Origin of the sequence: Symbioplanes lichenis (assembly GCF_030709675.1) — a bacterium.
GTDB classification, from domain to species: domain Bacteria; phylum Actinomycetota; class Actinomycetes; order Mycobacteriales; family Micromonosporaceae; genus Actinoplanes; species Actinoplanes lichenis.
In genome coordinates, this window is the sequence record NZ_JAUZQD010000003.1 from 550,294 (window position 1) to 573,521 (window position 23,228).

At 71.8% G+C, this 23,228-nt stretch carries 23 protein-coding genes; 13 read left to right on the plus strand and 10 right to left on the minus strand.

What is annotated here, in order from left to right:
- Positions 1 to 85 precede the first annotated feature (85 nt).
- The 3 genes from RAN62_RS09600 (at position 86) to RAN62_RS09610 (ending at position 3,917) form a co-directional block, all read left to right on the plus strand.
- The gene (locus RAN62_RS09600; RefSeq protein ID WP_305784171.1) at positions 86 to 1,231 is read left to right on the plus strand and encodes a hypothetical protein; all 1,146 of its coding nucleotides are present in this window, start codon (positions 86 to 88) and stop codon (positions 1,229 to 1,231) included.
- 106 nt (positions 1,232 to 1,337) lie between these two features.
- Positions 1,338 to 2,843, plus strand: a complete 1,506-nt coding sequence (locus RAN62_RS09605) for an FAD-binding oxidoreductase (protein ID WP_305784172.1) — start codon at positions 1,338 to 1,340, stop codon at positions 2,841 to 2,843.
- Positions 2,844 to 2,963: 120 nt separating this feature from the next.
- Entirely contained in the window at positions 2,964 to 3,917 is a 954-nt protein-coding gene (locus tag RAN62_RS09610) for an SLAC1 family transporter (protein WP_305784173.1), read from the plus strand.
- A gap of 154 nt (positions 3,918 to 4,071) precedes the next feature.
- On the opposite strand, the gene RAN62_RS09615 is transcribed toward RAN62_RS09610, so the two are convergent.
- Complete coding sequence (locus RAN62_RS09615) at positions 4,072 to 4,449, minus strand: hypothetical protein (RefSeq protein WP_305784174.1); 378 nt, start codon at positions 4,447 to 4,449, stop codon at positions 4,072 to 4,074.
- A gap of 91 nt (positions 4,450 to 4,540) precedes the next feature.
- A complete protein-coding gene (locus RAN62_RS09620; protein ID WP_305784301.1) occupies positions 4,541 to 4,837 on the minus strand; it encodes a nuclear transport factor 2 family protein in 297 nt (98 codons plus the stop codon).
- Between RAN62_RS09620 and RAN62_RS09625 the strand changes: the two genes are divergently transcribed.
- Positions 4,775 to 4,987: a hypothetical protein gene (locus RAN62_RS09625; protein WP_305784175.1), complete on the plus strand. Its 213-nt coding sequence runs from the start codon at positions 4,775 to 4,777 to the stop codon at positions 4,985 to 4,987. The two genes, RAN62_RS09620 and RAN62_RS09625, sit on opposite strands and share 63 nt — an antisense overlap.
- Positions 4,988 to 5,031: 44 nt before the next feature.
- The gene (locus RAN62_RS09630; protein ID WP_305784176.1) at positions 5,032 to 5,373 is read left to right on the plus strand and encodes a hypothetical protein; all 342 of its coding nucleotides are present in this window, start codon (positions 5,032 to 5,034) and stop codon (positions 5,371 to 5,373) included.
- 73 nt (positions 5,374 to 5,446) lie between these two features.
- Here RAN62_RS09630 and RAN62_RS09635 read toward each other — a convergent pair whose 3' ends face one another.
- From RAN62_RS09635 to RAN62_RS09655, 5 genes are all read right to left on the minus strand, one after another.
- Entirely contained in the window at positions 5,447 to 6,097 is a 651-nt protein-coding gene (locus RAN62_RS09635) for a hypothetical protein (protein ID WP_305784177.1), read from the minus strand.
- Between the two features lie 29 nt (positions 6,098 to 6,126).
- Entirely contained in the window at positions 6,127 to 6,402 is a 276-nt protein-coding gene (locus tag RAN62_RS09640) for a hypothetical protein (protein WP_305784178.1), read from the minus strand.
- Positions 6,403 to 6,657: 255 nt separating this feature from the next.
- Positions 6,658 to 8,364, minus strand: coding sequence for a glycerol-3-phosphate dehydrogenase/oxidase (locus RAN62_RS09645; RefSeq protein WP_305784179.1), 1,707 nt, complete (start codon positions 8,362 to 8,364; stop codon positions 6,658 to 6,660).
- Positions 8,357 to 9,874: a glycerol kinase GlpK gene (gene glpK, locus RAN62_RS09650; RefSeq protein ID WP_305784180.1), complete on the minus strand. Its 1,518-nt coding sequence runs from the start codon at positions 9,872 to 9,874 to the stop codon at positions 8,357 to 8,359. The genes RAN62_RS09645 and glpK (RAN62_RS09650) overlap by 8 nt, the downstream gene beginning before the upstream one ends.
- Positions 9,867 to 10,709 (minus strand): MIP/aquaporin family protein, encoded by an 843-nt coding sequence (locus RAN62_RS09655; RefSeq protein ID WP_305784181.1) that lies wholly within the window; start codon positions 10,707 to 10,709, stop codon positions 9,867 to 9,869. The genes glpK (RAN62_RS09650) and RAN62_RS09655 overlap by 8 nt, the downstream gene beginning before the upstream one ends.
- 105 nt (positions 10,710 to 10,814) lie before the next feature.
- Here RAN62_RS09655 and RAN62_RS09660 point away from each other — a divergent pair, with 105 nt between their 5' ends.
- From RAN62_RS09660 to lepB, 6 genes are all read left to right on the plus strand, one after another.
- Complete coding sequence (locus RAN62_RS09660; protein WP_305784182.1) at positions 10,815 to 11,567, plus strand: IclR family transcriptional regulator; 753 nt, start codon at positions 10,815 to 10,817, stop codon at positions 11,565 to 11,567.
- Positions 11,564 to 13,057, plus strand: a complete 1,494-nt coding sequence (gene glpK / locus RAN62_RS09665) for a glycerol kinase GlpK (protein ID WP_305784183.1) — start codon at positions 11,564 to 11,566, stop codon at positions 13,055 to 13,057. The genes RAN62_RS09660 and glpK (RAN62_RS09665) overlap by 4 nt, the downstream gene beginning before the upstream one ends.
- Before the next feature lie 43 nt (positions 13,058 to 13,100).
- Positions 13,101 to 15,119, plus strand: coding sequence for a serine/threonine-protein kinase (locus RAN62_RS09670; RefSeq protein ID WP_305784184.1), 2,019 nt, complete (start codon positions 13,101 to 13,103; stop codon positions 15,117 to 15,119).
- Positions 15,120 to 15,180: 61 nt separating this feature from the next.
- Complete coding sequence (locus RAN62_RS09675) at positions 15,181 to 15,387, plus strand: hypothetical protein (RefSeq protein WP_305784185.1); 207 nt, start codon at positions 15,181 to 15,183, stop codon at positions 15,385 to 15,387.
- Between the two features lie 42 nt (positions 15,388 to 15,429).
- Positions 15,430 to 15,759: a PadR family transcriptional regulator gene (locus RAN62_RS09680; protein ID WP_305784186.1), complete on the plus strand. Its 330-nt coding sequence runs from the start codon at positions 15,430 to 15,432 to the stop codon at positions 15,757 to 15,759.
- Positions 15,756 to 16,454: a signal peptidase I gene (lepB, locus tag RAN62_RS09685; protein ID WP_305784187.1), complete on the plus strand. Its 699-nt coding sequence runs from the start codon at positions 15,756 to 15,758 to the stop codon at positions 16,452 to 16,454. Before RAN62_RS09680 ends, lepB begins: the two co-directional genes overlap by 4 nt.
- 54 nt (positions 16,455 to 16,508) lie before the next feature.
- Here lepB and RAN62_RS09690 read toward each other — a convergent pair whose 3' ends face one another.
- Together RAN62_RS09690 and RAN62_RS09695 are read right to left on the minus strand one after the other, a co-directional pair.
- Positions 16,509 to 16,886: a nuclear transport factor 2 family protein gene (locus RAN62_RS09690; RefSeq protein WP_305784188.1), complete on the minus strand. Its 378-nt coding sequence runs from the start codon at positions 16,884 to 16,886 to the stop codon at positions 16,509 to 16,511.
- A 49-nt stretch (positions 16,887 to 16,935) separates the two neighbouring features.
- Complete coding sequence (locus tag RAN62_RS09695; protein ID WP_369077155.1) at positions 16,936 to 19,881, minus strand: glycine--tRNA ligase; 2,946 nt, start codon at positions 19,879 to 19,881, stop codon at positions 16,936 to 16,938.
- 43 nt (positions 19,882 to 19,924) lie between these two features.
- Between RAN62_RS09695 and RAN62_RS09700 the strand changes: the two genes are divergently transcribed.
- Entirely contained in the window at positions 19,925 to 21,067 is a 1,143-nt protein-coding gene (locus RAN62_RS09700; protein WP_305784190.1) for an acyl-CoA dehydrogenase family protein, read from the plus strand.
- Here the strand turns inward: RAN62_RS09700 and RAN62_RS09705 are convergent.
- Positions 21,051 to 21,368 carry a hypothetical protein gene (locus RAN62_RS09705; protein ID WP_305784191.1) on the minus strand — a complete coding sequence of 106 codons (318 nt, stop codon included), beginning with the start codon at positions 21,366 to 21,368 and terminating at the stop codon, positions 21,051 to 21,053. The two genes, RAN62_RS09700 and RAN62_RS09705, sit on opposite strands and share 17 nt — an antisense overlap.
- Positions 21,369 to 21,430: 62 nt before the next feature.
- Between RAN62_RS09705 and RAN62_RS09710 the strand changes: the two genes are divergently transcribed.
- Positions 21,431 to 23,188: a phosphatase PAP2 family protein gene (locus RAN62_RS09710; RefSeq protein WP_305784192.1), complete on the plus strand. Its 1,758-nt coding sequence runs from the start codon at positions 21,431 to 21,433 to the stop codon at positions 23,186 to 23,188.
- The last annotated feature ends 40 nt before the right edge of the window (positions 23,189 to 23,228 follow it).

Below are 23,228 nucleotides of genomic sequence, written 5' to 3' on the forward strand. Positions count from 1 at the left end.
TTTAAGGTCGATCCGGCGCTGATCCGCGCTGGAAGCGCTCCCGTATTGATCGCCGAGGTCCTACGACAGGAAGGCTCTGGCGAACATGCGTTTCTCCCGTAGTTCCCGCCGCTGGCAGATCGCCGGTGTCGGGGCCGTTGCCGTGGCACTGGTGGGCGTCGGCCTGGGCGTCGCCTCGGCCGACGAGACCGCTCCCACCGTCAACTGCCCCGCCGTGGCCGACCAGCTGGGCACCATCCCCGCCCAGTCGCAGGCGGAGATCGAGCGCAACCTGGCCCTGCTCAACACGCAGATCGACGAGGCCAACAAGCGGCTCGCCGCGAGCAACGGCAAGGCCGGCTTCAGCGCGCAGAACTCCGTCATCGGCCCGCTGAAGGACAAGCGCGGCTCCACCATCGACCGGATGCTGATCTCGATCGGCCGGCACGCGACCGCGCCCAAGCTGGACACGCAGGCCCTGGCGACCTGCACCCTGAACGAGGACGGCGGTGCTCCCACGCCGGAGAAGACCGTGGTCGCGCCGGCCGACCCCGCTGCCGGCGGCAACGACGCCGGCGGCGACGCCGGTGGTGAGCAGGCGATCAGCTGCCCGGCCGTCGCCGGTGAGCTGGGCACCGTCCCGGCCTCCGCGCAGGCCGAGATCGAGCGCAACCTCGCGCTGCTCAACACGCAGATCGACGAGGCGAACAAGCGGCTCGTGAGCAGTGCCGGGGAGGGCGGCAAGAACTTCGTGCAGAACGCCATCCTCGGGCCGCTGAAGGACAAGCGCGTCGCGACGATCAACCGGATGCTGACGGCCATCGGGCGTACGGCGACCAAGCCTGTCCTGGATGTCGACACCCTCGCCACTTGTTCCCTGGGTGCCGCGGCCGACCCCGAGCCCACCGCGGTCGAGACGGCCGACCCCGCCGACCCCGCCGACGGTGCCGCCTCCGGCGACGTGGCCACGGTCAACTGCCCGGCCGTGAGCGGCCTGCCGTCGATCCCGGCCGAGGCCGCCGACGAGGTCAGCCGCAACCTGGCGCTGCTGGACACCCAGATCGCCGAGGCCAATGCCCGGATCGCGTCGACCCTGGGCCAGGGCGGCCCGAACTTCGTCCAGAACGCCATCCTCGGCCCGCTGGAGGACAAGCGCGTCGCGACCCTCAACCGGATCGAGACCGCGATCGGCCGGCACGCCGCGAAGCCGGAGGGCCTCGAGAAGTTCGCCCCCTGCAGCCTGAACGAGTAAGCACCGCACTGTCCGGCCCGCCGGGGCAGGGGTGGGGACTGCACCCCCCTGCATCGGCGGGCCAGCGTCATTCTCGTGGGCGCGAGGCGCTCCTAGCGTCGTCCTCATGAGACTTCGACGCAGAGAACTGATGACCGCCGCGGCCGCGGCACCGGCGGTCCTGGCCCTTCCCGGCCGGGCCGTCCCGCCCGATCCGGTCCGGGTGACGCCGGGCGATCCCCGGTACGCCGGCCTCGTGCGGCGGGGCAACCGGCGCTTCACGGGCAGCCCCGACGAGGTGTGGGTCGCGGACACCCCCGGCGAGGTCCTGGCGGCGGTGCAGGCCGCGGTCACGGCGGGCCGGCGTCCGGCGGTGCGCAGCGGGGGCCACGGGTTCGAGGACTTCGTGGACAACCCGGATGTGCGTTCGCTCATCGACATCTCCGGCCTGACGGGTGTGACATACGACGAGCGGCTCGGGGCGTACGCCGTCCTGGCGGGCACGACGCTCGGTGAGACGTACCGCCGGCTGTACCTGGACTGGGGTGTCACGCTGCCGGGCGGGTCGTGCCCCGGCGTGGGGACGGGCGGCCACGTCGCCGGCGGCGGGTACGGCCCGCTCTCGCGGATGCACGGCCTGATGGCGGATCACCTGTACGCGGTGGAGGTCGTCGTGGTGGCGGACGGCCGGGCGCGCACGGTGGTCGCCACGCGCGAGCCGGCGGATCCGCACCGGGACCTGTGGTGGGCGCACACCGGCGGCGGGGGCGGCTCGTTCGGCGCCGTCACGCGCTACTGGTTCCGGGACCCGCCGCGCCCGCCCGCGTCGGTGACCAACTTCGACGCGACGTGGTCGTGGGACGGCCTCGACCTGGTCCGGCTGGCGCGCAACTTCACGGACTGGTGCCGCCGGTACGACCGGCCCGGCCTGCCGCAGTCCCGGCTCTACGCCGAGCTGTTGCTGACGAATCGCGCCGCCGGGGCTGTCACTGTGCACGGCCGGGTCGCCGGGGCGGGGCTGATCGACGACTTCCTGGGCTCATTGACCGCCGGGGTGGGCGTGACTCCGCAGGTCACCCGCGAGACCCTGCCCTGGTTGCAGGCCACGCTGCGGGATCCCGGCGACGACGGCAAGCGCTGGCGGCTCAAGACCAAGGCCGCTTACGTACGCCGTCCGCTCAGCGACGAGCAGTGGGCCGTCGCCTGTCGTTCGCTCTCGGATCCCGGCTATCCGAATCCGGCCGCGTCGATGAGCCTCAATACGTACGGTGGGGCCGTGAACGCGGTCGCACCGTCGGCCACGGCGGTGGCCCGGCGGGATGCGGCCGTGCTGATGTTCTTTCTCACCGCGTGGAGCGATCCGGCTGAGGACGCGCGGCATCTGGGCTGGATCCGCTCGCTCTACCACGGGATGTACGCGGCTTCGGGTGGGATCCCCGTGGACGGTTCGTACATCAACTATCCGGATGCCGACCTGGCCGATCCGCGATGGAACACGTCCGGGCGGGGGTGGGCGGAGATCTACTACGGCGGGAACTATGCGCGGTTGCAGCGGGTGAAGCGTCGTTACGACCCGGAGGATGTGTTCCGGCATCGGCTGTCGGTGCGGCCGGTTTCCGCTCCGGTTTCGTAGCCGCCTGCGGTGCGTCGGGATGACCGGTCTCCGTCCCGGTCTCTTGGCCGCCTGTGCCGCGTCGGGATGACCGGTCGAATTACTGATGGAGGCGGGGGCCGGCTGCGGCATGCTCGTCGCATGAGTGGGATTCCGGGGCGGGTGACGCCCAATCTGTTCGGCATCGCGTTCGGCTTCGCCGGCCTCGCGGCCTGCTGGAGCCAGCAGAGCCGGGCGGTGGGCGACGGGCTTTGGCTGCTCGCGGCCGCGGTCTGGCTCGGCCTCCTGATCCTGTACGCCGCCCAGCGGCCCCGTGATCACCACGATCCCGTGTTCGCGCCGTTCCTCTCGCTGATCGCGATCGTGCCGATGATGGCCGGCCCGCCCCTCGCCGCCCACGCGCGCGCCGCCGGTGTGACGGTCTATGTCGTCGGGCTGCTGCTGACCGTTCTCTACGGCGGCTGGCTGAGCGCGCGCTGGATCGTCGAGGACATCCCGTTCGCCACGTGGCACCCCGGCTATTTCCTGCCCACCGTCGCCGGCGGCCTGATCGCCGCGCAGGGGGCCGCGCTGCTCGGGTTCCGCGATCTCGCGTTCGTGATGCTGGGTTTCGGGGTGGTCTGCTGGCTGGTGCTGGGCTCGATCCTGCTGCTGCGCCTCTTCACCCAGCCCACGCTGCCGCCCGGCCTGCTCCCGACCATGGCCATCGAGGTCGCCCCGCCGGTCGTCGCGGGCAACGCCTGGTTCGCCGTCAACGGCCAGCGGCCCGACGTGGTGGCGCTGCTGCTCGCCGGCTACGCCCTGCTGATGGTGCTGCTGCAGGTGGGGCTGCTTCCGCTCTATCGCCAGGCGCCGTTCGGCCCGGGCTGGTGGGCGTTCTCCTTCGCGTACGCCGCCGTGGCCGCCGACGCCCTCCAATGGCTCCACGCCAAGGACGTCCCGGCGCGGGCAGCGTGGAGCTACGTTCTCCTCGCGGCTATCACCGCCTGGGTCGCGTGGCTCGCGTTCCGCACGATCCTCGCCGTCGCCCGCGGCACGTTCCTCCCGCCGCGCCCCGCTCCGGCCGCCCCGCCCAAGGAGCCGGTGCCTGCCTGAGTCCGCCGATCGCGGGCGCCTCGCTCCGGCCGCCTCGCCCTGGGAGCCGGTGCCTGCCTGAGCCCGTCGGCCGTGGCGCCCCAGGCAGCTGAGTCCACGGAGCCGGTGTCCAGCCGAGCCCGTCGACCGTCACGGGTGTTGAGGTCGGTGCTGCTCATGGCCAGACGGGAGGGAGCGGGTCCGCCTCCGGGGACGGGCCGTAGGGGGTGTGGCCGGCGCGGAAGTCGCGCAGGGTGTTGACGATGCCGGCGAGGACGGCTTCGAACTGGGCGGGCTCCGCTGCGAGGGATCCTTGGTAGCGGGCTGCGTCCTGCTCGACGGCGAGGTCTTTGATCGTCCAGCGGCCGGCGCCTTGTTGCTCGAGGACGGCCTGGTAGATCTGGTGCCCGGTCCACGATCGCCAGATGTGCAGGACGTCGGCGTCGTCGAGGTGGGCCGGCCAGCGGATCTCCATGTCGTAGCTGCCGAGGCCGTCGCGGAGCAGCTGTCTGGTGTCGGCGTCCACGAGCAGGCCACATGTGCCGGGGGCCATGGTTGGGCGCAGGGCGGGATGCGTCTCCGTGTCGCCGGAGAAACCGGTCGGAGATCAGCCACTCCGGAATCTCACCATGCCGGGGGCGGCGTCATCCCGCTGGGCGCGGCGAGGGGAGGGAGCCGGTCATGGCCTGGGCGATCAGGGCGGTGTGCTGGTACTCGCGCCAGCGGGTGATCTTGCTGTCCCGAACGGTGAGGACGACGGCGAAGGGGGCGGTGGCGGTGCCGGTGCCGTCGTTCATGGCGGCGGTCAGCTCGTACTCGATGATGATGGTCGCCGGGTCGGCGGTCTCGTGCAGGGCGCGGGTGCGGTGACCGGTGAAGTGGAAGGGCACCGCCGCGAGGCCGGCGCCGGTGAAGGCGAGGACGGCGTCGCGGCCGGTGATCGGCTCGGTGCGGCCGAAGGGGGTCTCGAGGACGACGTCGTCGGCGAGCAGGGCCGGGTCGGCGGCTGGGACGAGACGCTGCAGCGGCGGACCCTGGCGATCGTCCGGGCGGGGCTCAGCCAGGACCCTCGGGGGGACGTGGCTCGTTGAGCGTGTCGAGTCCGTACCGAATGTCCGAGAAAGAGGGGCCGACGATGGAACCGCTGACGATCGAGGTGCGCGTCCACGGCGCCGGGATCGACGCCGAGCAGCTGACCGCGCGCACCCGCAATCTGCAGCAGCTGATCCTCGCCATGGACGTCGAGGACGCCGAGGACACCGCGCGCGCCCTGCGACCGGAGGACGACGACGCCCTCGCCGTGACCGTCCCGCCGTCCGTGCTGAATCCGCTGGTCAGCGTGGTCGCCTCCTGGCTGAGCCGGCAGCCCGAGGCGGTGGACGTGGAGCTGGACGGCCGCCGCCTCGCCGGCAGTGTGACCCGTGCCCAGCGCGACGAGCTGGTCGCGGCCTATCTGGGCGACGTGGTCAGCGGCTGAGGCCCCGGATCTTCCGGGCTCGTGCTCTGGGAACTATGCGCAGGGGTAGTCGTCGGCGCGCGTCAAGCTCGCATTACGGTGACACGGCCCAATTCTGCTTGTGGGGTGCCCGGGCACTCCTCCGCGCCGGTGCGTCGGGCTGCTCGACGAGACGCTCGGCCAGGGATTCGATGACTTTGTCCCGGCGATGGATGTCCTCAATCAACAATGCGGCGGAAATCGACTGCATTGCCCTGGTCTCCCTGCTCACTTCCGCGAACAAGGACGTGCTCAACGATTGGCTGAATTGCAACACCGCCACCGCCAGGATGGCGGGTGCGGCGCCGAAAGCGATACTGAGCCATGTGGCACGAGAGCCGGATTCCCAGGAGCCGGACAGCAGGAAAGCCGCAGCGATCACCGCGAAGGCGGCCGCCACGGTCGCTACCACCACCACCAGGAGCCTCTGCTGGCGCCGCCGGAGGTAGAAAGCCTCCTCCAGCACGAGTTGGGTGGACTTCTCGATGCGTGCTTGCATGTCGAGGAAGGCCTTGCTGCTTCGTGGATCACGGGGAGGAACGCTCGCCCCGCCGGTCACGTCGGAGCCGAGCGGCTCGTGCTCGTGAACCACAGGAGCCGTGACCACGGAGACGGACTCGAGCTCGCCGAGGCGGCCGAGCGTCGCGTCGAGACCGAGCTCGTCGTCGTCCACCCAGTCGTACGCCTCGTGTGTCATGTAGTCCATCCTGCCTCGCTCAACCGTCTGCCGGAAGCTCATGACCCGGGCGACCGGGCGGTCATCAGATTCCAGACTCCGTCGGACGGGTCAACTGGGTACAAAGCCGCCAAGATGGGGCGCTGTACGGCGGTGTGCCCCAGAGCCACCACGCGTCGGCCGTGCTGCTCATGATTCTCCCAGCCTGCCGTGATGTCGGTGCGCAGAACCAGCGCCTCGCGGACCTTCTCCGGCGTGACATTGTGTTTTACTTTGATCTTGCGTTCGATCGGTGCGCTGATGCGAATTTCGGCGATGTAGATGGAGCGCGGCACCCTCACACACTCCTTCAGGCCTGGTCGGGCGACCTCGGGCAGGCGACGTGAAGGCTAACAATGCTCGTATTACGCGTCCAGTTTCATTCCTGGTTGTGATCGATCTTCACTCGATCGAACGTCATGGCGGAGAATGCATTTTCGGGAATGTGTTGCATGCAGAATCTTGCCTAATGCAACAGCGTGCCCACAGGCTGTTTGATGGCGGCTGCGCTGAGCGGGCCCGGGCCGGATGAGCCGGCCCGGGCGCACGGTTCAGGCCGTCTGCAGCGGGACGATCTCGGGGGCGCCCAGGCGGGCGGCGTCCGCGGTCTCGTCGTCGGGTTGTTCCTGGGAGGCGCGTTCGGCCTCGACGCGCAGGCGGTAGTGCTCGGCCTCGCGGTCGCGTTGCTCCTTGGACCAACCGAGGACCGCGCCCATCAGTTCGGCGGCCGGAGCTGCTGCCGCCGCGCCGCGGTCGAAGGTCTCGATGGAGACGCGGGTGCGGCGGGTGAGGACGTCCTCCAGGTGGCGGGCGCCCTCGGCGGCGGCCGCGTAGGCGATCTCGGCCCGCAGATAGTCGGTGGCTCCCTCCAGCGGCTCGCCCAGCGCCGGGTCCGCGCGGATCAGGTCCAGGACCTCGCTGACCAGCGAGCCGTAGCGGCCGAGCAGGTGCTCGATCCGGGCCACGTGCAGGCCCGACTCGGCCGCCAGCACGCGGCGGCGGTTCCACAGGGCGGTGTAGCCCTCGGCGCCGAGCAGGGGCACCCGTTCCGTGCAGGAGCGGGGGACCGAGCGGCCGAGACCGTGGACCGCGGCGTCGACGGCGTCGCGGGCCATGACCCGATAGGTGGTGTACTTGCCGCCGGCCACGACCACCAGGCCGGGGACGGGGCTGCCCACGGTGTGCTCGCGGGACAGCTGGGAGGTGGACTCCGACTCGCCCGAGAGCAGGGGGCGCAGCCCGGCGTAGACACCTTGCACGTCGGAGCGGGACAGCGGCGTGGCCAGATGCTCGTTGACCTGGGCCAGCAGGTAGTCGATGTCCGTGCTCGACGCCGCGGGGTGCGCCTTGTCGAGCTCCCAGTCGGTGTCGGTGGTGCCCACGATCCAGTGCCGGCCCCAGGGGATGACGAAGAGCACGCTGGTGGGCGTACGCATGATCAGGCCCGTGGTGGACTGGATGCGGTCGCGCGGCACGACCAGGTGGATCCCCTTGCTCGCGCGCACGTGGAACTGGCCGCGCTCGCCGACCAGGGCCTGCGTGTCGTCGGTCCAGACGCCGGTCGCGTTGACGACCTGCTGGGCGCGGATCTCGTACGTCCGGTCGTGCTCGAGATCGTGCACCCGCGCGCCGGTGACGCGTTCCCCCTCGCGCAGGAAGCCGACGACGCGGGCGCGCGAGGCGACGTGGGCCCCGTACGCGGCGGCCGTGCGCGCCAGGAACATGGTGTGCCGGGCGTCGTCGACCTGCGCGTCGTAGTACTGCAGCGCCCCGACCAGGGCGTCCTTCTTGAGCGCCGGGGCCACCCGCAACGCGCCGCGGCGAGTGAGGTTGCGATGCCGGGGGAGGCCGCTCTTCGTGGTGGCCATGAAGTCGTAGAGCTGCACGCCGGTGCCCGCGTACAGGCGCTCCCAGACGCGGTGCTTGAGCGGATAGAGGAACGGCACCGGCCGTACGAGATGGGGGGCGAGCCGCTGCAGCAGCAGCCCGCGTTCCCGCAGGGCCTCGTGCACCAGGCCGAAGTCCAGCATCTCCAGGTAGCGCAGGCCGCCGTGGATGAGCTTGCTGGACCGGCTGGAGGTGCCCGACGCGAAGTCGCGCGCCTCCACCAGGCCGACGGACAGGCCGCGGGTGACGGCGTCGAGAGCGCAGCCCGCGCCCACCACGCCACCACCCACGACGAGCACGTCGACCTCTTTGTCGGCGAGAGCCGTCAAGGCGGCCTCGCGCGCCGAGGGCGAGAGCGAGTTGTCAGTCAACGTCGACCCAATCGAGAGTGCGCTGGACCGCCTTCTTCCAGCGTCCGTAGCCGTCTTCCCGCTGCTCGCCCGACCATGCGGGCTGCCAGCGCTGCGATTCGTTCCAGTTCTCGCGCAGTTCGTCGGTCGACTTCCAGAAACCGACGGCGAGACCGGCGGCGTACGCGGCCCCGAGCGCGGTGGTCTCGGCCACGACCGGCCGGCTCACCGGTACGCCGAGGACGTCCGCCTGGATCTGCATGCACAAGTTGTTGACGGTGATGCCGCCGTCGACCTTGAGCACGTCCAGCGTCACCCCCGAGTCCTGCGCCATGGCGTCGACCACGTCGCGGGTCTGGTAGCAGATCGACTCGAGGGTGGCCCGGGCGATGTGCGCGTCGGTGTTGTAGCGGGACAGGCCCACGATGGCGCCGCGGGCGTCCGAGCGCCAGTACGGGGCGAAGAGTCCCGAGAACGCCGGCACGAAGTAGACGCCGCCGTTGTCGCTGACCTGCCGGGCGAGGGATTCGCTCTCGTCGGCGGACTTGATGATGTGCAGCTGGTCGCGCAGCCACTGGACGGCCGAGCCGGTCACGGCGATCGAGCCTTCCAGGGCGTAGACCGGCGCGGCGTCCCCGAACTTGTAGCAGACCGTCGTGAGCAGGCCGTTCTCCGAGCGTACGAGCTCGGTGCCGGTGTTGAGCAGCATGAAGTTGCCCGTGCCGTACGTGTTCTTGGCCTCGCCGACGTTGAAGCAGACCTGGCCCACCGTCGCCGCCTGCTGGTCCCCGAGATCACCCGTCAGCGGGACCTCGCCGCCCAGCGGACCGGGCCAGCGCGCGACCCCGTAGGTGTTGGGGTCGGACGACGGCCGGATCTCGGGGAGCATCTGCCGCGGGATGTCGAAGAACCCCAGCAGCTCGTCGTCCCAGTCGAGGGTCTCGAGGTTCATCAGCATCGTGCGGCTGGCGTTGGTGACGTCGGTGATGTGGTTGCCGCCGTCGACGCCGCCGGTCATGTGCCACAGCAGCCAGCTGTCGGTGTTGCCGAAGATCGCGTCGCCGCGCTCGGCCGCCTCGCGGACCCCGTCGACGTTCTCGAGGATCCACTGGATCTTGCCGCCGGAGAAGTACGTCGCCGGGGGCAGGCCGGCCTTGCGGCGGATGACGTCCCCGCGCCCGTCGCGGTCGAGGGCGGAGGCGATCCGGTCGGTACGCGTGTCCTGCCACACGATCGCGTTGTAGTAGGGCCGCCCGGTCGTCCGGTCCCACACCACCGTGGTCTCGCGCTGGTTCGTGATGCCCAGGGCGGCCAGATCGGTGGCCTGCAGGTTGGCCTTCTGCATGGCCGTGCGGATGACCGACGTGGTCCGCTCGGCGATCTCGATCGGGTTGTGCTCGACCCACCCGGCCTGCGGGAGGATCTGCTCGTGCTCCAGCTGGTGACGCGCGACCTCGTTGCCGCCGTGATCGAAGATCATGAAGCGGGTGCTGGTCGTGCCCTGATCGACTGCGCCGACGAAGTCAGCCACGGCGTGCCTCCACGGTCTCGGGTGTGTCCTGGGTCGGGATGCGGCCCGGCTCCGGCGGCTGGTCGGACGGCAGGAACCGTCCGATCAGTGCCTGGTAGAGCCCGGCGCCGAGGAGGCCGCCGACGATCGGGCCGACGATCGGTATCCAGAAGTACAGGTACCCCGTCTGGTCCCGGAAGGCGCCCCCGTAGCCGGTGAAGAAGCTGGCCAGGCGGGGCCCGAAGTCGCGGGCGGGGTTGATGGCGTATCCGGCGTTCGTGCCCCACGCCATGCCGATGCCCACGATCAGCAGGCCGATGACGAAGGGGGCGAGGTTGGCGGCCGGGGGAGTGCCGGCGGCGTCGGTGATGGCCAGGATGAGGAAGAGCAGGATGGCCGTGCCGATCACCTGGTCGCGCAGGGCGCCCCACTCGCTGACCGGCAGCGTGCCGTTGCCGGGCAGGGTGGAGAAGACGCCCTGGGTCTTGACGGTCAGGCCGGGGTCGGCCGCGTGCAGGACCTCGGTGTAGTTCCACCGCACGATCAGCGCGGCGACGAACGCGCCCAGGAACTGCGCGAGCGAGTAGGGAAGCACCTTGCGCCACGAGAAGCCCTTGAAGGCCGCGAGCGCGATGGTGACCGCGGGGTTGAGGTGGGCGCCGCTGATGCGCCCGGCGACGTAGACCCCCAGCATGACGCCCAGGCCCCAGGCCCAGGCGATGCTGTCGTGGTCGCCGATGCCCCCGCCGGCGACCTGGGCGACGACACCGACGCCGAAGAGAATGAGGATCATGGTTCCGGCGAACTCCGCGGCCAGCTCACCCGCGAGTCCCGGGACTTTCCGTATTGCTGCCATGACCCGAAGCTATTTTTCGTCCCGGGGCCGGGCAATGAACGGCGTTCGGCATTGTCGAACATCAACCACTGTTGCTTCGTAACACCGGGGCATAGAGTCCGTAACGTGCCTGGAACGGTGCAGTCGATCGAGCGGGCCGCCGCGATCCTGCGGATGCTGGCCGGCGGGCCCGGGCATCTGGCCCTCGCCGACATCGCCCGCTCGCTCGACCTCGCGAAGGGCACAGTGCACGGCATTCTGCGCACGCTGCAGCACGTGGGGTTCGTCGAGCAGGACCGCTCGTCGGGCCACTACCAGCTCGGGGCGGCCCTGCTGCACCTGGGCACGAGCTATCTGGACATCAACGAGCTGCGGTCCCGCTCGATCAACTGGGCGGACCCCCTGGCGGCACGGTCCGGCGAGGCCGTCCGCATCGGCACGGTCCTCGAAGGGAGGGTCCTCGTCGTGCACCACGTCTTCCGCCCCGACGACACGTTCCAGACCCTCGACATCGGCACGCTGCTGCCGCTGCACGCGACCGCGCTGGGCAAGGTGCTGCTCGCCTATCGCGCGGCGCCGCTTCCGTCGTCGGTGGACGGCTTCACCCGGCGGACGGTCGCTCTGCGGGATCTGCCCGCGGAGCTTGATCGCGTACGGGAGAACGGCTGGGCCGCCGACATCGAGGAGCTGACCCTCGGGGAGGCCGCCATCGCCGCGCCGATCCGGGGCTACGGCGGCCTCGTGGTGGGCGCGATCGGCATCTCCGGGCGGGTCGAGCGGTTGTGCGACAGCCGCTACAAGCCACAAGCCCGCCTCGTCGGATATGTGCGCAACGCCGCCCGCGCGATCTCCCGCGACCTCGGCTGGGGGGTGTCGTGACCGATCGTTACGTGGTCGCCATCGATCAGGGGACGACCTCGACCCGGTGCATCGTCTTCGACCGGCGCGGGCAGCTCGTCTCGCTCGCGCAGCAGGAGCACAAGCAGTACTTCCCGAAGCCCGGCTGGGTCGAGCACGACGCCGCCGAGATCTGGCGCAACGTGGAACGGCTCGCGCCCCTCGCCCTGCGCCGCGCCGGCATCACCGTGGACCAGGTCGCCGCCGTCGGCATCGCCAACCAGCGCGAGACGACCGTGCTGTGGGACAGGCGCACCGGCGTCCCCGTCGGGCGGGCGCTCGTGTGGCAGGACACGCGGACAGACTCCCTGGTGTCTGTTCTCAAGGAAGCGTCCGGCGCTGCTGCCGTACAGGAGGCTGCTGCTCTTCCCCTGGCGACCTATTTCTCCGGGCCGCGCATCCGGTGGATCCTCGACCACACGCCGGGGCTGCGGGCGCGGGCCGCACGCGGCGAGATCCTCTTCGGCACGATGGAGACCTGGCTCATCTGGAACCTGACCGGGGGCCTGCACGTCACCGACGTCACCAACGCGTCGCGCACCAATCTGCTCGACATCCACACCCTCGATTGGTCCCCATCCGCGCTGGCGTTCTTCGACATCCCCCGCGCCATGCTGCCCACGGTGCACCCCTCGATCGCGGAGCTGGGCACGGCCACGGCGGCCTTTCCCGGCGTACGGATCGGGGCTGCCCTCGGTGACCAGCAGGCGGCGCTGTTCGGGCAGACCTGCTTCACGCCCGGCGAGGCCAAGTGCACGTACGGCACCGGCTCGTTCCTGCTGCTCAACACCGGCACCGATCTCGTACGCTCGGAGCACGGCCTGCTCACGACGGTCGCGTACCAGATCGGCGGCGCGCCGGCCGTCTACGCCCTCGAAGGCTCGATCGCCATCACCGGGTCGCTGGTCCAGTGGTTCCGCGACCAGCTGGAGCTCATCGCCAGCGCCCCCGAGATCGAGACTCTCGCCCGCACCGTCCAGGACAACGGCGGCTGCTACATCGTCCCGGCCTTCTCCGGGCTCTACGCCCCGCACTGGCGCTCCGAGGCGCGCGGCGTCATCGTGGGCCTGACCTCCTACATCACCAAGGGTCACCTGGCCCGCGCCGTGCTCGAGGCGACCGCCTGGCAGACCCGCGAAGTCGTCGACGCCATGAACGCCGACTCCGGCCTCACCCTCAAGACGCTCAAGGTGGACGGCGGCATGACCGCGGACAACCTGCTGATGCAGGGCATCGCGGACGTCCTCGACGTGCCGGTCGTCCGCCCCCTCGCCGCCGAGACGGTGTCACTGGGCGCGGCCTACGCGGCCGGACTGGCCGTCGGTTACTGGCCGGACCTCGAGGACCTCCGCCACAACTGGCACCGCGCCGGCCAGTGGCTGCCGGCCATGGATCCCGGGCACCGCGCCAAGGAATACACCAACTGGAAGCGCGCGGTCGAACGCACCCTCGACTGGATCCAGCCCGCTTGAGCCGATCGACACCTCTGCCCGGGCTGGGTAGGCTTCGGCCCCGATGAGTATGCCGTTGTCCCCAGGCGACCCGACCCGGCTCGGCGACTACGAGCTGCTCGGGCGGCTCGGCCAGGGCGGGATGGGGTCGGTCTATCTCGGGCGCGGGCCGGGCGGGGCCCGGGTGGCCGTCAAGGTGGTGCGGCCCGAGTTCGCCGGCGACCCCGAGTTCCGGGGGCGCTTCCGCAGCGAGGTGCGCCGGGCCCAGCAGGTGCCGCCCTTCTCGACCGCCGCCGTGCTCGACGCCGACCCCGAGCACGAGCCGCCCTACCTGGTCGTCGAATACGTGGACGGGCCGTCACTGTCCACGCTGGTGCGCGAGCGGGGGCCCCTGGCCGGGCCGGCGTTGCACAGCGTGGCCGTCGGCATCGCCACGGCGCTCACGGCCATCCACGGCGCCGGGGTCATCCATCGCGACCTCAAGCCCGGCAACGTGCTGATCGCCCCGGGCGGCATCAAGGTGATCGACTTCGGGATCGCGCGGGCGTTCGAGGCGACGAGCCGGCACACGCGTACGGATCAGATGGTGGGCACGGTCGCGTACATGGCGCCGGAGCGGTTCGAGCCGGCGTACGGGACCGAGGTGACCGCGGCGGCGGACGTGTTCGCGTGGGGGGCCGTGGTGGCGTACGCGGCGACCGGCCGCACCCCGTTCGGCGCCGACTCGCCCGCGGCGACGGCGGTGCGCATCATGACGCAGCCGCCGGAGCTGACCGGGGTGCCGGGGCCGTTGCGGGAGCTGGTGGCCCGGTCGCTGGCGAAGTATCCGGGGGAGCGGCCGTCGGCGCGGGAGCTGCTGGACGCGCTGCTCGACACGTCGTCGCGGCCGGTGGCGGCCGTGACTCCGGGCCCGGTCCTTCCGCCGGCCGATGACACCGTGGTCGTAGCTCCGGCGGCTCCGAGTCGCCGTCGGCTCCGGGCGGGTGCCATCGCCGTGGGCGCGATGGTGCTCGGGGCGGGGGGACTGGTGGCCGGACACGAGGTGGGTCTGACCGGCGGCGACTCGCGGACCGCTGTCACGACAGGAATGGCGGAGACGGCCGGACCGGCGGCCCGGGACGCGGCCACCGGCATCCTGGCCGGGCAGCGGCGCTTCTCGATCCGGCTGCGGGAGTCGGGGCGCTACTTCACGATGGACGACGCGAGGCAGGAGCTGACGGTCGGCGACGGTACGGGCTCCGCGTCGGAGTTCGTGCTGGAGCCGGTCGGCGTCGACTACATGATCCGCTCGCTGGCCGGGGAGTCGTTCGCCGGGCCGGACCGCTGTCTCGGCGTCCAGCGCGGCGACGACATCTGGCCCGTGGTGAGCACCGCCTGCACGCCCACGCCGGGGCGGCTCTTCTCGTTGCGGGACACCGGGGAGCAGGACGACAAGGGGCGGCCGCTCTACAGCATCGCGACCGAGGGCGGCTGGCTGCTCTGGGACGAGGATGCCAAGCGGTCGAGCGTGACCGAGGTGGGCGAGGGGCGGTTCGCCGACAAGTACAGTCTCGTGGACCGGGGCGAGCTCCCGGAGGCGGCCACTCCCGCGCCCACGCCCAGCAGGACCACGGCCCGCGCCGCCAAGCTGGTCGACGCGGATCTGTCCCAGCTGGAGAGTTTCGACATCGATCTGGGCGTGCCGGTCGTGCTCACCAGCCCGCCCGACGCGGGCCCGGTGCGGTACCTCGACGCGCAGCCGGACGGCTCCCTCGCGTACACGGGAACGTCGGTCACCGAGACCGACCGCCTGCGGATCGATCCCGCCCAGGTCGCCAAGCGCAGCGAGGCGAACAGGAACAGTGTCGTCATCGTCGCCGCCTCCGGGGCGGAGACCTGCGTCACCGACGTGGCCGAGACCGAGCTGCGGATGACGCCGTGCGAGCCGGGCCGGGCCGACCAGCGGTGGCGGCTCACGCCGGAGGGCGACTCGGGCGTGTTCTCGCTGCACGGCGCGCACACCGACGTCCGGGTCGACGACAAGTACGAGATCGTGACCGAGGGCGGCTGGTCGGCGGTGCAGACGATCGCGGTCAAGCAGTGACCCCGTGTGGCGGGCGTAGCGGTGGGTAATCAGAGGGGGCACACCTTTCTGAGGAGACGACATGCCGTTTTTGATCAACCTGATCCGCCGGTACGCCATCGCGGCGATCGTGGTCCCGCTGGCCGCCGCGGGCGCCCGGAAGCTCAGCGACCGGATCGAGGCCCGGCACGGCGCGAACCGGGGCACCCGCTACCTGCGACAGGGCGCCGACACCGTGCAGAGCCTGTTCGGCCGGAAGCCGAAGAAGCGCCGCTTCTCGTTCCGCTGATCCCGGCTGGACCGGCATAGTCGAGTTATGTAGAGTTTCCGCATGCCGAGAGTCCCGCACTCCTCGCCGCAGACGTTGCGGCTCTTCGAGGCCCTGCTCGCCGACCCGCCGCGCTGGCGTTACGGCTACGAGCTGAGCAAGGAGACCGCGCTCGCCTCGGGCACGCTCTATCCGATCCTCATGCGGCTCAGCGAGCAGCGGCTGCTCGAGACCGGGTGGGAGCCGTCGGACGAGCCGGGGCGCCCGCCGCGGCACACCTACCGGCTGACCGCCGACGGCATCGCCCTGGCCGGGCAGCGCGTGGCCGCCGCGGCGTCGCGGCAGCGTCCCGCGCCGGCGGCCCGGCCCCGGCCGGCGGGCGGTGCGGCGTGAGCTGGGTGCGGCGGTTGGCGCGGGGCATGCTCGTGGTGGCGGTGCGCGGGCGGCGCGAGCGCGGCGGGGAGTGGGGCGAGGCCGTGCTGGCCGAGTTCGGCGAGACGCGCGGCGATCTCGAGGCGGTGCGCTGGGCCGCCGGTGGGGTGCGCACGGTGTGGCGCGAGCGCCGGCGACGGGTCCGGGCCCTTCCCCTGTACGACCGGATCGCCCGCCACGCCCTGACCGGCGCCCTCGTCGCAGCCGGCGCCGGGCTGCTGGTCAACCAGTTCGTCCTGTCGGTGCGCATGATGCCGAGCGGCAGCATGGAGCCGACCCTGCGGGTGTCCGACCGCTTCCTCGTCGACAAGGCCGGCTTCCGGCTCACCGGCCTCCACCGGGGCGACATCGTCGTGCTCGCCGGCCCCGGCGGCTCCGAGCGCGTCAAACGAGTGATCGGCCTCCCCGGCGACCACATCGAGTGCCGAGCCGGCCACGTCTGGCGCGACGGCGTCGCGGTCGACGAGCCCTACCTCCCCGGCAACCCGGCCGAGGACCGCACGGAATGCGCGCCCACCACCGTCCCGCCGGGCCACCTCTTCGTCCTCGGCGACCACCGCGTCGTGTCCACCGACTCCCGCCAGGACGGACCCGCCCGCGAGGACGACGTGCTCGCCCGGGTGCTCACCCCGCTCCGACTCGCCGGAGCCGGCTAGTTCGTCACCTGCTGCGCTGATGGGCCGATCGACTGCTCGGATCGGCGGCGGGCGTCAGTCGTCGTGCCAGGAGAGGGCGGCTATGCGCCAGCCCTGGGGCGTGCGGACGAGCTGGAGCATCTTGGTGCCGCTGCCGGTGAAGGGCTTGCCGTCCCGGACGCCTTCCTTCGCGTACGTGCACAGGTGTTGCGCGATGTCGCCCACCACTGTGGTCGTTCCCGTCACCTCCCACTCGCGGAACGAGGTCAGGCCGCCGCCGGTCAGGAGGGTGCGTCTCGGAGCGATGAAGGAGTCGACGGTGTCGACGGCGAGACCGGGGCGGACGATGAGGGCTTGCGGGAGGAAGAGGGCCGGCAATGCGTCGAGGCGGGCCGCGCAGTCCGGGCCCGTGGCGAAGGCCGCGAAGAACGTGTCGATCAGCGGCTGGATCATCGGCGCGGGTCCTTCCTGGCGGTGGCCGGCACGACAGGCCGGCGGGGGGTCAGAGCTTGAGCTGCGGCCAGTCGATCATGCCGGCGCCGAGGTCGCGAACGGCGGCCAGCAGGCCGAGGCGGGCGGCCCGGACCGCCGGGTCGTCGTCCATCACGAAGACGTCGGTGAAGAAGCGGTGCACCGGCGCCACGATCGGTGCGGCCTGGACGGTGAAGCGGCCCAGGTCGGGGGCCAGGTCCATGGTCGTGGCGACCTCGGTGACGGCCTCGTGCAGGGCCAGCTCGGCGGGCTCCTTGAGGACGGCGGCGTCGTAGGTGGCCGGGGTGCCCTCGGGGACGATGCGGCGGGCGCGTTGGATGGCCTCGGCGAGGGCCCGGAATCCGTCCTCGGAGACCAGGCGGCCGAGCTGGGCGAGCAGCCGGTCGGCGACGGCGGGGCGGCCGGCCTGGGGCAGCACGGCGCGGACCCGGTCGACGGGGTGGCCCTCCTCGGTGAGGATCTGCTCGAGGCGGCGGGTCAGGAACTCGCGGATGCCGGCGAGGACCGTCTCGTCGACCGCGACCGGCTGCAGCGACGCGGCCCACTTGAGGCCGTCGAAGAGGCTGAGCCGGGCCAGGTCGGGGTGGGCGCGGTGCACGGCGAGCAGGCCCAGCGCGGCGCGGCGGACGGCGAAGGGGTCGCTGCTGCCGGTCGGCAGGCCCACCGTCGCGGCCAGGCCGGCGAGCAGGTCGAGGCGGTCGGCCAGGGACAGCAACGCCCCGGGTACGGACTCGGGCAGGGCGTCCCCGGCGGAGCGCGGCAGCTCGGCCTCGTAGACGGCCTGCGCGACGGCCGGGTGCTCGCCCGCGTGGAGGGCGTAGTCGCGGGCCATGACGCCGGCCAGGCTGGTCATCTCGGTGACGAGCTGGGAGCCGAGGTCGAACTTGACGAGCTCGCCGGCCCGGTCGGCCACGGTGTCGTGGGCGCGGCTGACCCCGGCGGCCGAGGCGAGCAGGCCGGTGAGCGAGTCGATGCGGGTCGCGCGGTCGGCCATCGAGCCGAGCTTGTCGGTGAACGTGAGGCGCTGCAACCGGTCGCGCAGCTCGGGGATCGGGGTGCCGCGGTCGGCGCGGTAGAAGAAGGCCGCGTCCTCGTAGCGGGCCCGCAGCACCGCCTCGTTGCCCTCGCGGACCAGGTCGGTGTCAACCGGGCCGTTGGCCACGGTGACGAACATGGGCAGCAGCTCGCCGTCGTCGCCGAGCACCGGCAGGTAGCGCTGGTGCTTGCGCATCACCGTGGTCAGCACGGCGTCGGGCAGCTCGAGATAGCGCTCGTCGAAGCGGCCGAGCAGCGGCGTGGGCTGCTCCACGAGATAGGTGATCTGGTCGATCAGCGCGCTCTCGCCGGCGACGTCGATGCGGCCCTCGCCGTGGACGAGCTCCTGCGCGCCGGAGACGATCAGCTCGCGGCGGTCGTCCGGGTCGGCGACGATGCCGTTGACGGAGATGGTCTCCACGAACGTCTCGGCCGACGCGACGCGGAGCACCGGCTCGGCCGCCGTACGCAGAATCCGGGTCTCGCGGCCGGCCTCGAGCGCACCCACCGCGACCGGCACGACGTCGTCGCCCCAGAGCGCGAGGAGCCAGCGGATCGGGCGGGTGAAGGCCAGCCGGGGGTCGTTCCAGCGCATGTTCTTCGCGGCGCGCAGCCCACTGACGGCCTTGGCCAGCACCGGCGCGAGCACGTCGAGCGCCGCGCCGCCGGTCACCTGCTTGCGCACGACGAAGGCCCCGGCTTCGACCTCGAGAGCAGCCACGGGTACGCCCTGCGAGCGCGCGAAGCCTTCCTTCGCCTTCTCGGGCGCGGTGGTCTTCGGGCCCTTCACCGTCTGCGTGTAGTCCTCCTCACGCGCGGCGACGCCGGGCACCACCGCGACGAGCCGCCGGGGGGTGGCATGGATCGTCACGGTGCCGTGCGCGAGCCGGGTCTTGTCCAGCTGCTCCGAGAGTTCGTTCCGCAACCACGAGCGGGCGGCGCGCGCCTCGGACGGCGGGAGCTCCTCGGTGCCGATCTCGAAGACCAGCGTCCGCGGCCGGTCGCTCGCCGGGGTGGACGCCGCCGGCGCGATCGCCTCGGGCAACGGCTCCGACTCGCCGAGCGGATGACCCAGCTCGTCCCGGCGCGCCACCCAGAGCCGGGCCACGTCCCCGGCGAGGCGGCGCATCCGGGCGAACTCGGCGGCCCGGTCGGCGGTCGACACGGCGCCCCGGGAGTCGAGGACGTTGAAGGCGTGCGAGCACTTCAGCACGTACGTGTGGGCGGGCACGGGCAGGCCCTCGTCGATGAGCCGCTGCGCCTCCGCCGCGTACAGCTCGAGCAGCTGGCGGTTGGCCGCCACGTCGGCGTCGTCGAGGTAGTAGCGCGACATCTCGTACTCGGACTGGCCGAACACCTCGCCGTAGCTGACGCCGGCGGCGTACTCGATGTCCTTGAAGTGGGTCTTGCCCTGCAGCGCCATGATGATGCGCTCGATGCCGTAGGTGATCTCGACGCTGACCGGGTCGAGCTCGACCCCGCCCGCCTGCTGGAAGTAGGTGAACTGGGTGATCTCCAGCCCGTCGAGCCACACCTCCCAGCCCAGCCCCCACGCGCCCATCGCCGGGGCGGCCCAGTTGTCCTCGACGAACCGCACGTCGTGGGCCTTGACATCGATGCCCAGCGCTTCGAGGCTGCCCAGATAGAGCTCCTGCGAGTTGCCGGGGTCGGGCTTCAGGATCACCTGGAGCTGCGTGTGGGTCTGCAGGCGGTTCGGGTTCTCGCCGTAACGGGAGTCGTCCGGGCGTACCGAAGGCTCGGTGTAGACCACGCGCCACGGCTCCGGGCCCAGCACCCGCAGGAAGGTGGCCGGGTTGAGCGTGCCCGCGCCGACCTCCGTGTTCATCGGCTGGACGACCAGGCATCCCTGGCCGGTCCAGTACGCCGTGAGGCGGGCGAGCGCGTCCTGCATGGTGAGCATGAGGCCGAAGTCTAGTGAGCCCGTTCGCGGGTATGGGTCCGTCATGCTGACGGGTGACCTTTACCGCTTCCAGGACCTGCTCGCGCCCGCCGAGGCGGACGTCGTCGCGCGGGTGCGCGAGTTCCTCGCCACCCAGGTCGTCCCGATCGCCAACGAGCACTGGTCGCGCGCCAGCTTCCCGCACGACCTGATCAAGGGGTACGCGGACCTGGGCATCGCCGGCACGGACCAGTCGAACCTGCTCTCGGGCTGGCTGTCCCTGGAGATGGCGCGCGCCGACGCGTCGATGGCGACCTTCTACGGGGTGCACGCGGGGCTGGCCATGGGCAGCATCGAGACCTGTGGCTCCCCTTCGCAGAAGGAGCGCTGGCTGCCGTCGATGCGTTCCTTCGACAAGATCGGTGCTTTCGCACTGACCGAGCCGACGGGCGGCTCGGACGTGGCAGCCGGCCTGCGCACGACGGCCCGGCGCGACGGCGACCGGTGGATCCTCAACGGCGCGAAACGCTGGATCGGCAACGGCACGTTCGCGGATCTGACCGTCGTCTGGGCCCGTGACGTCGACGACAATCAGGTCAAGGGCTTCGTCGTCGAGAAGGGCACCCCCGGCTTCACCGCCACCAAGATCGAGAACAAGATCGCGCTCCGCATCGTGCAGAACGCCGACATCGTCCTCGAGGATTGCGTCGTGGGGGACCCGAACCGCCTGCGTGGTGCCGCCACCTTCAAGGACACGGCCAAGGTGTTGCGTGCCACCCGCAGCGGCGTGGCCTGGGAGGCCGTCGGCGTGATGCTCGCCGCGTACGAGATCGCCCTGAACTACGCCCGGGAACGCGAGCAGTTCGGCCGCCCGATCGGCAAGTTCCAGCTGGTCCAGGATCTGCTCGTCCGCATGCTCGGCAACCTCACCGGCTCGCTCGGCATGGTCGTCCGGCTGGCCCAGCTCCAGGACGCCGGCGACTTCAGGGACGAGCACTCGGCGCTGGCGAAGGCGTACACGACGACCCGGATGCGCGAGGTCGTCGGCTGGGCGCGGGAGCTGCTGGCGGGCAACGGCATCGTGCTCGACTACGACATCGGCCGCTTCGTCGCGGACGCCGAGGCGCTGTACTCGTACGAGGGCACCCGCGAGATCAACACGATGATCGTCGGGCGGGCGGTCACCGGGCTCAGCGCCTTTGTGTGACCACCTCGGCGTAGTGCGGCCACGGTCCCGGCCGGTTCCGCAGGTGCCGGTCGACGAACGCGGCGACGTACGCCCGGGTGATCTCCAGGCACCGCGTGCCGGAGAGCGGCTGCACCCGCCGGCCCAGCTGCTCGCCCCGCGGGGTCACGTACTCGGCGGTGGGTCCGCCTCCGCCGCACGCCGGGTACCAGACCGAGACCATGAGCTCGCGCGGCCGGCCGGGCAGCCACGGATCGGCCCGGCCGCCGATCACATCCGGGATGCCACTTACAGCCCTCCCCGGGCCGGGTCCGTCGCTCACTGTCCGGCCGATCGCCATGTGCCGTTCGCCGGGGCGCCATCCCGGTCGATGATCTTGGTGGCGTGTCCGATCTGCTGCTGAACCGTCGTACCCTGCTGCGGGCCGCCGTCGCCGCGACCGCCGGTGTCGTGGCCGGGCCCGCGATCCTGCGGGGCCTGCCCGCGGCCGCCGCGAGCCTGCCCTTCGTCGCCGACTACCGGTCGAACGTCACGGCGAACCTCACGGCGGAGACCAACGCCGCCGTGCGCGTCCTCTCCGGGATGCAGCGCGTCTGGCGGACCGGCGCCACCTGGGACACCGGCACGGTGCTCGATCCGGCCACCCTGCACGCCAGCATGCGGTACGTCACCCGAGTCACGAAGACCCGCACGCGCGCCCAGGCCGACCGCGCGTTCGTGCAGGACCGGCAGCACCAGAGTTACGCGGCCATCGCCGGGCTCGGGGCGCTCGCGGCGCCGTACAAGTCGATCGCCCAGGCCGTCACCGGCATCACCACCGCGCCCGCGACCACCCCCGCGACCAAGATCGACGACGCCGTGCCGGCCGGGGCGCCCGCGGGCTCGGCGCTCGGGGCCGGGTCGCCCGACTCGCCGCTCGGCCAGGTGGTGACGCTGGTCAACACTGTGCGCGGGCCCTACGCGTCCGGCAACCCGAGCAAGGCCGCCTACCAGTACCCGCGCCCGTGGCGGATGACGGCCGGCAGCGAGGTCGTGGACACGGGCGCTGTGGACGCGTTCGGCTACCCGGTCTACGACTCCCCGGTCCAGGTCGTGCCCACGCTGCTGCGCCAGCGCAGCACCACCCCGGCCGACGACGGGGGTTTCCCCAGCGGGCACACCAACGCTTTCCATCTGGCCGCGCTGGCTTTCGCGTACGCGATCCCCGAGCGCTTCCAGCAGCTCGTCACGGCCGCCTTCGATCTCAGCGACACGCGCATCGTCGCCGGCATGCACTCGCCGGTCGACGTCATCGGCGGCCGGATCCTCGCTACCGCCCTGGCCGCCGCGACGCTTGCCGACCCGGCCAACGGGGCCCTCAAGGCAGCCGCCCGTCGCCAGGCGATCGACGTCCTGCTGCCCGCCGCCGGAAAGGGCCCCGACGAGTACGCCGACCGGCGCGCGAACCGGCGCATCGTTGAGCCCCGGCTCACGTACGGGCTGCCGCGCACCGGCCGGCGGGACGCCCCGATGGTCGTACCGCAGGGGGCTGAAGTGCTCCTGGAGACCCTGTTCCCCTACCTCTCGCCGGCCCAGCGCCGCGAGGTCCTGCGCACGACGGCCGTGCCGTCCGGCTATCCGCTGCTCGACGGCCCGGAGCTGTGGGGCCGCCTCGACCTCTTCGCCGCGGCGGACGGCTACGGCGCCTTCGACCACGACGTTACGGTCACCATGGACGTCGCCGGCACCTGGCGCAACGACATCACCGGCCGGGGCAGGCTCGTCAAGCGCGGCACCGGCACCCTGACCCTGACCGGCGCCACGACCTACCGGGGCGGCACCCTGCTCCAGGCGGGCACCCTGGTCGCGGCCACCCTCGGCACCGGCGACGTCACCGTGACCGGCGGCACGCTGCAGCCGGCGGGCACCCTGCGCGTCCACGGCGACTACCGGCAGCGCGGCGGCGCCCTGACCGGCCGTCTCGACGTGGCCGGCCACGCCGAGCTGGGCGGCACCCTGGCCCTGACCGCCGCCACGCCGGCCACCGTGCTGACCGCCCGCCGCGTCACCGGCCGGTTCGCGCACGTGACCGCTCCCGCCGGCTACCGCGCCGACGTCACCTACGGCCGGACCCGGGTCACCGCCCGTCTTTGCCGCGCCTGAGCTGCTCTTTCGCCTGCATCGAGCCCGAACGGGATCGAAA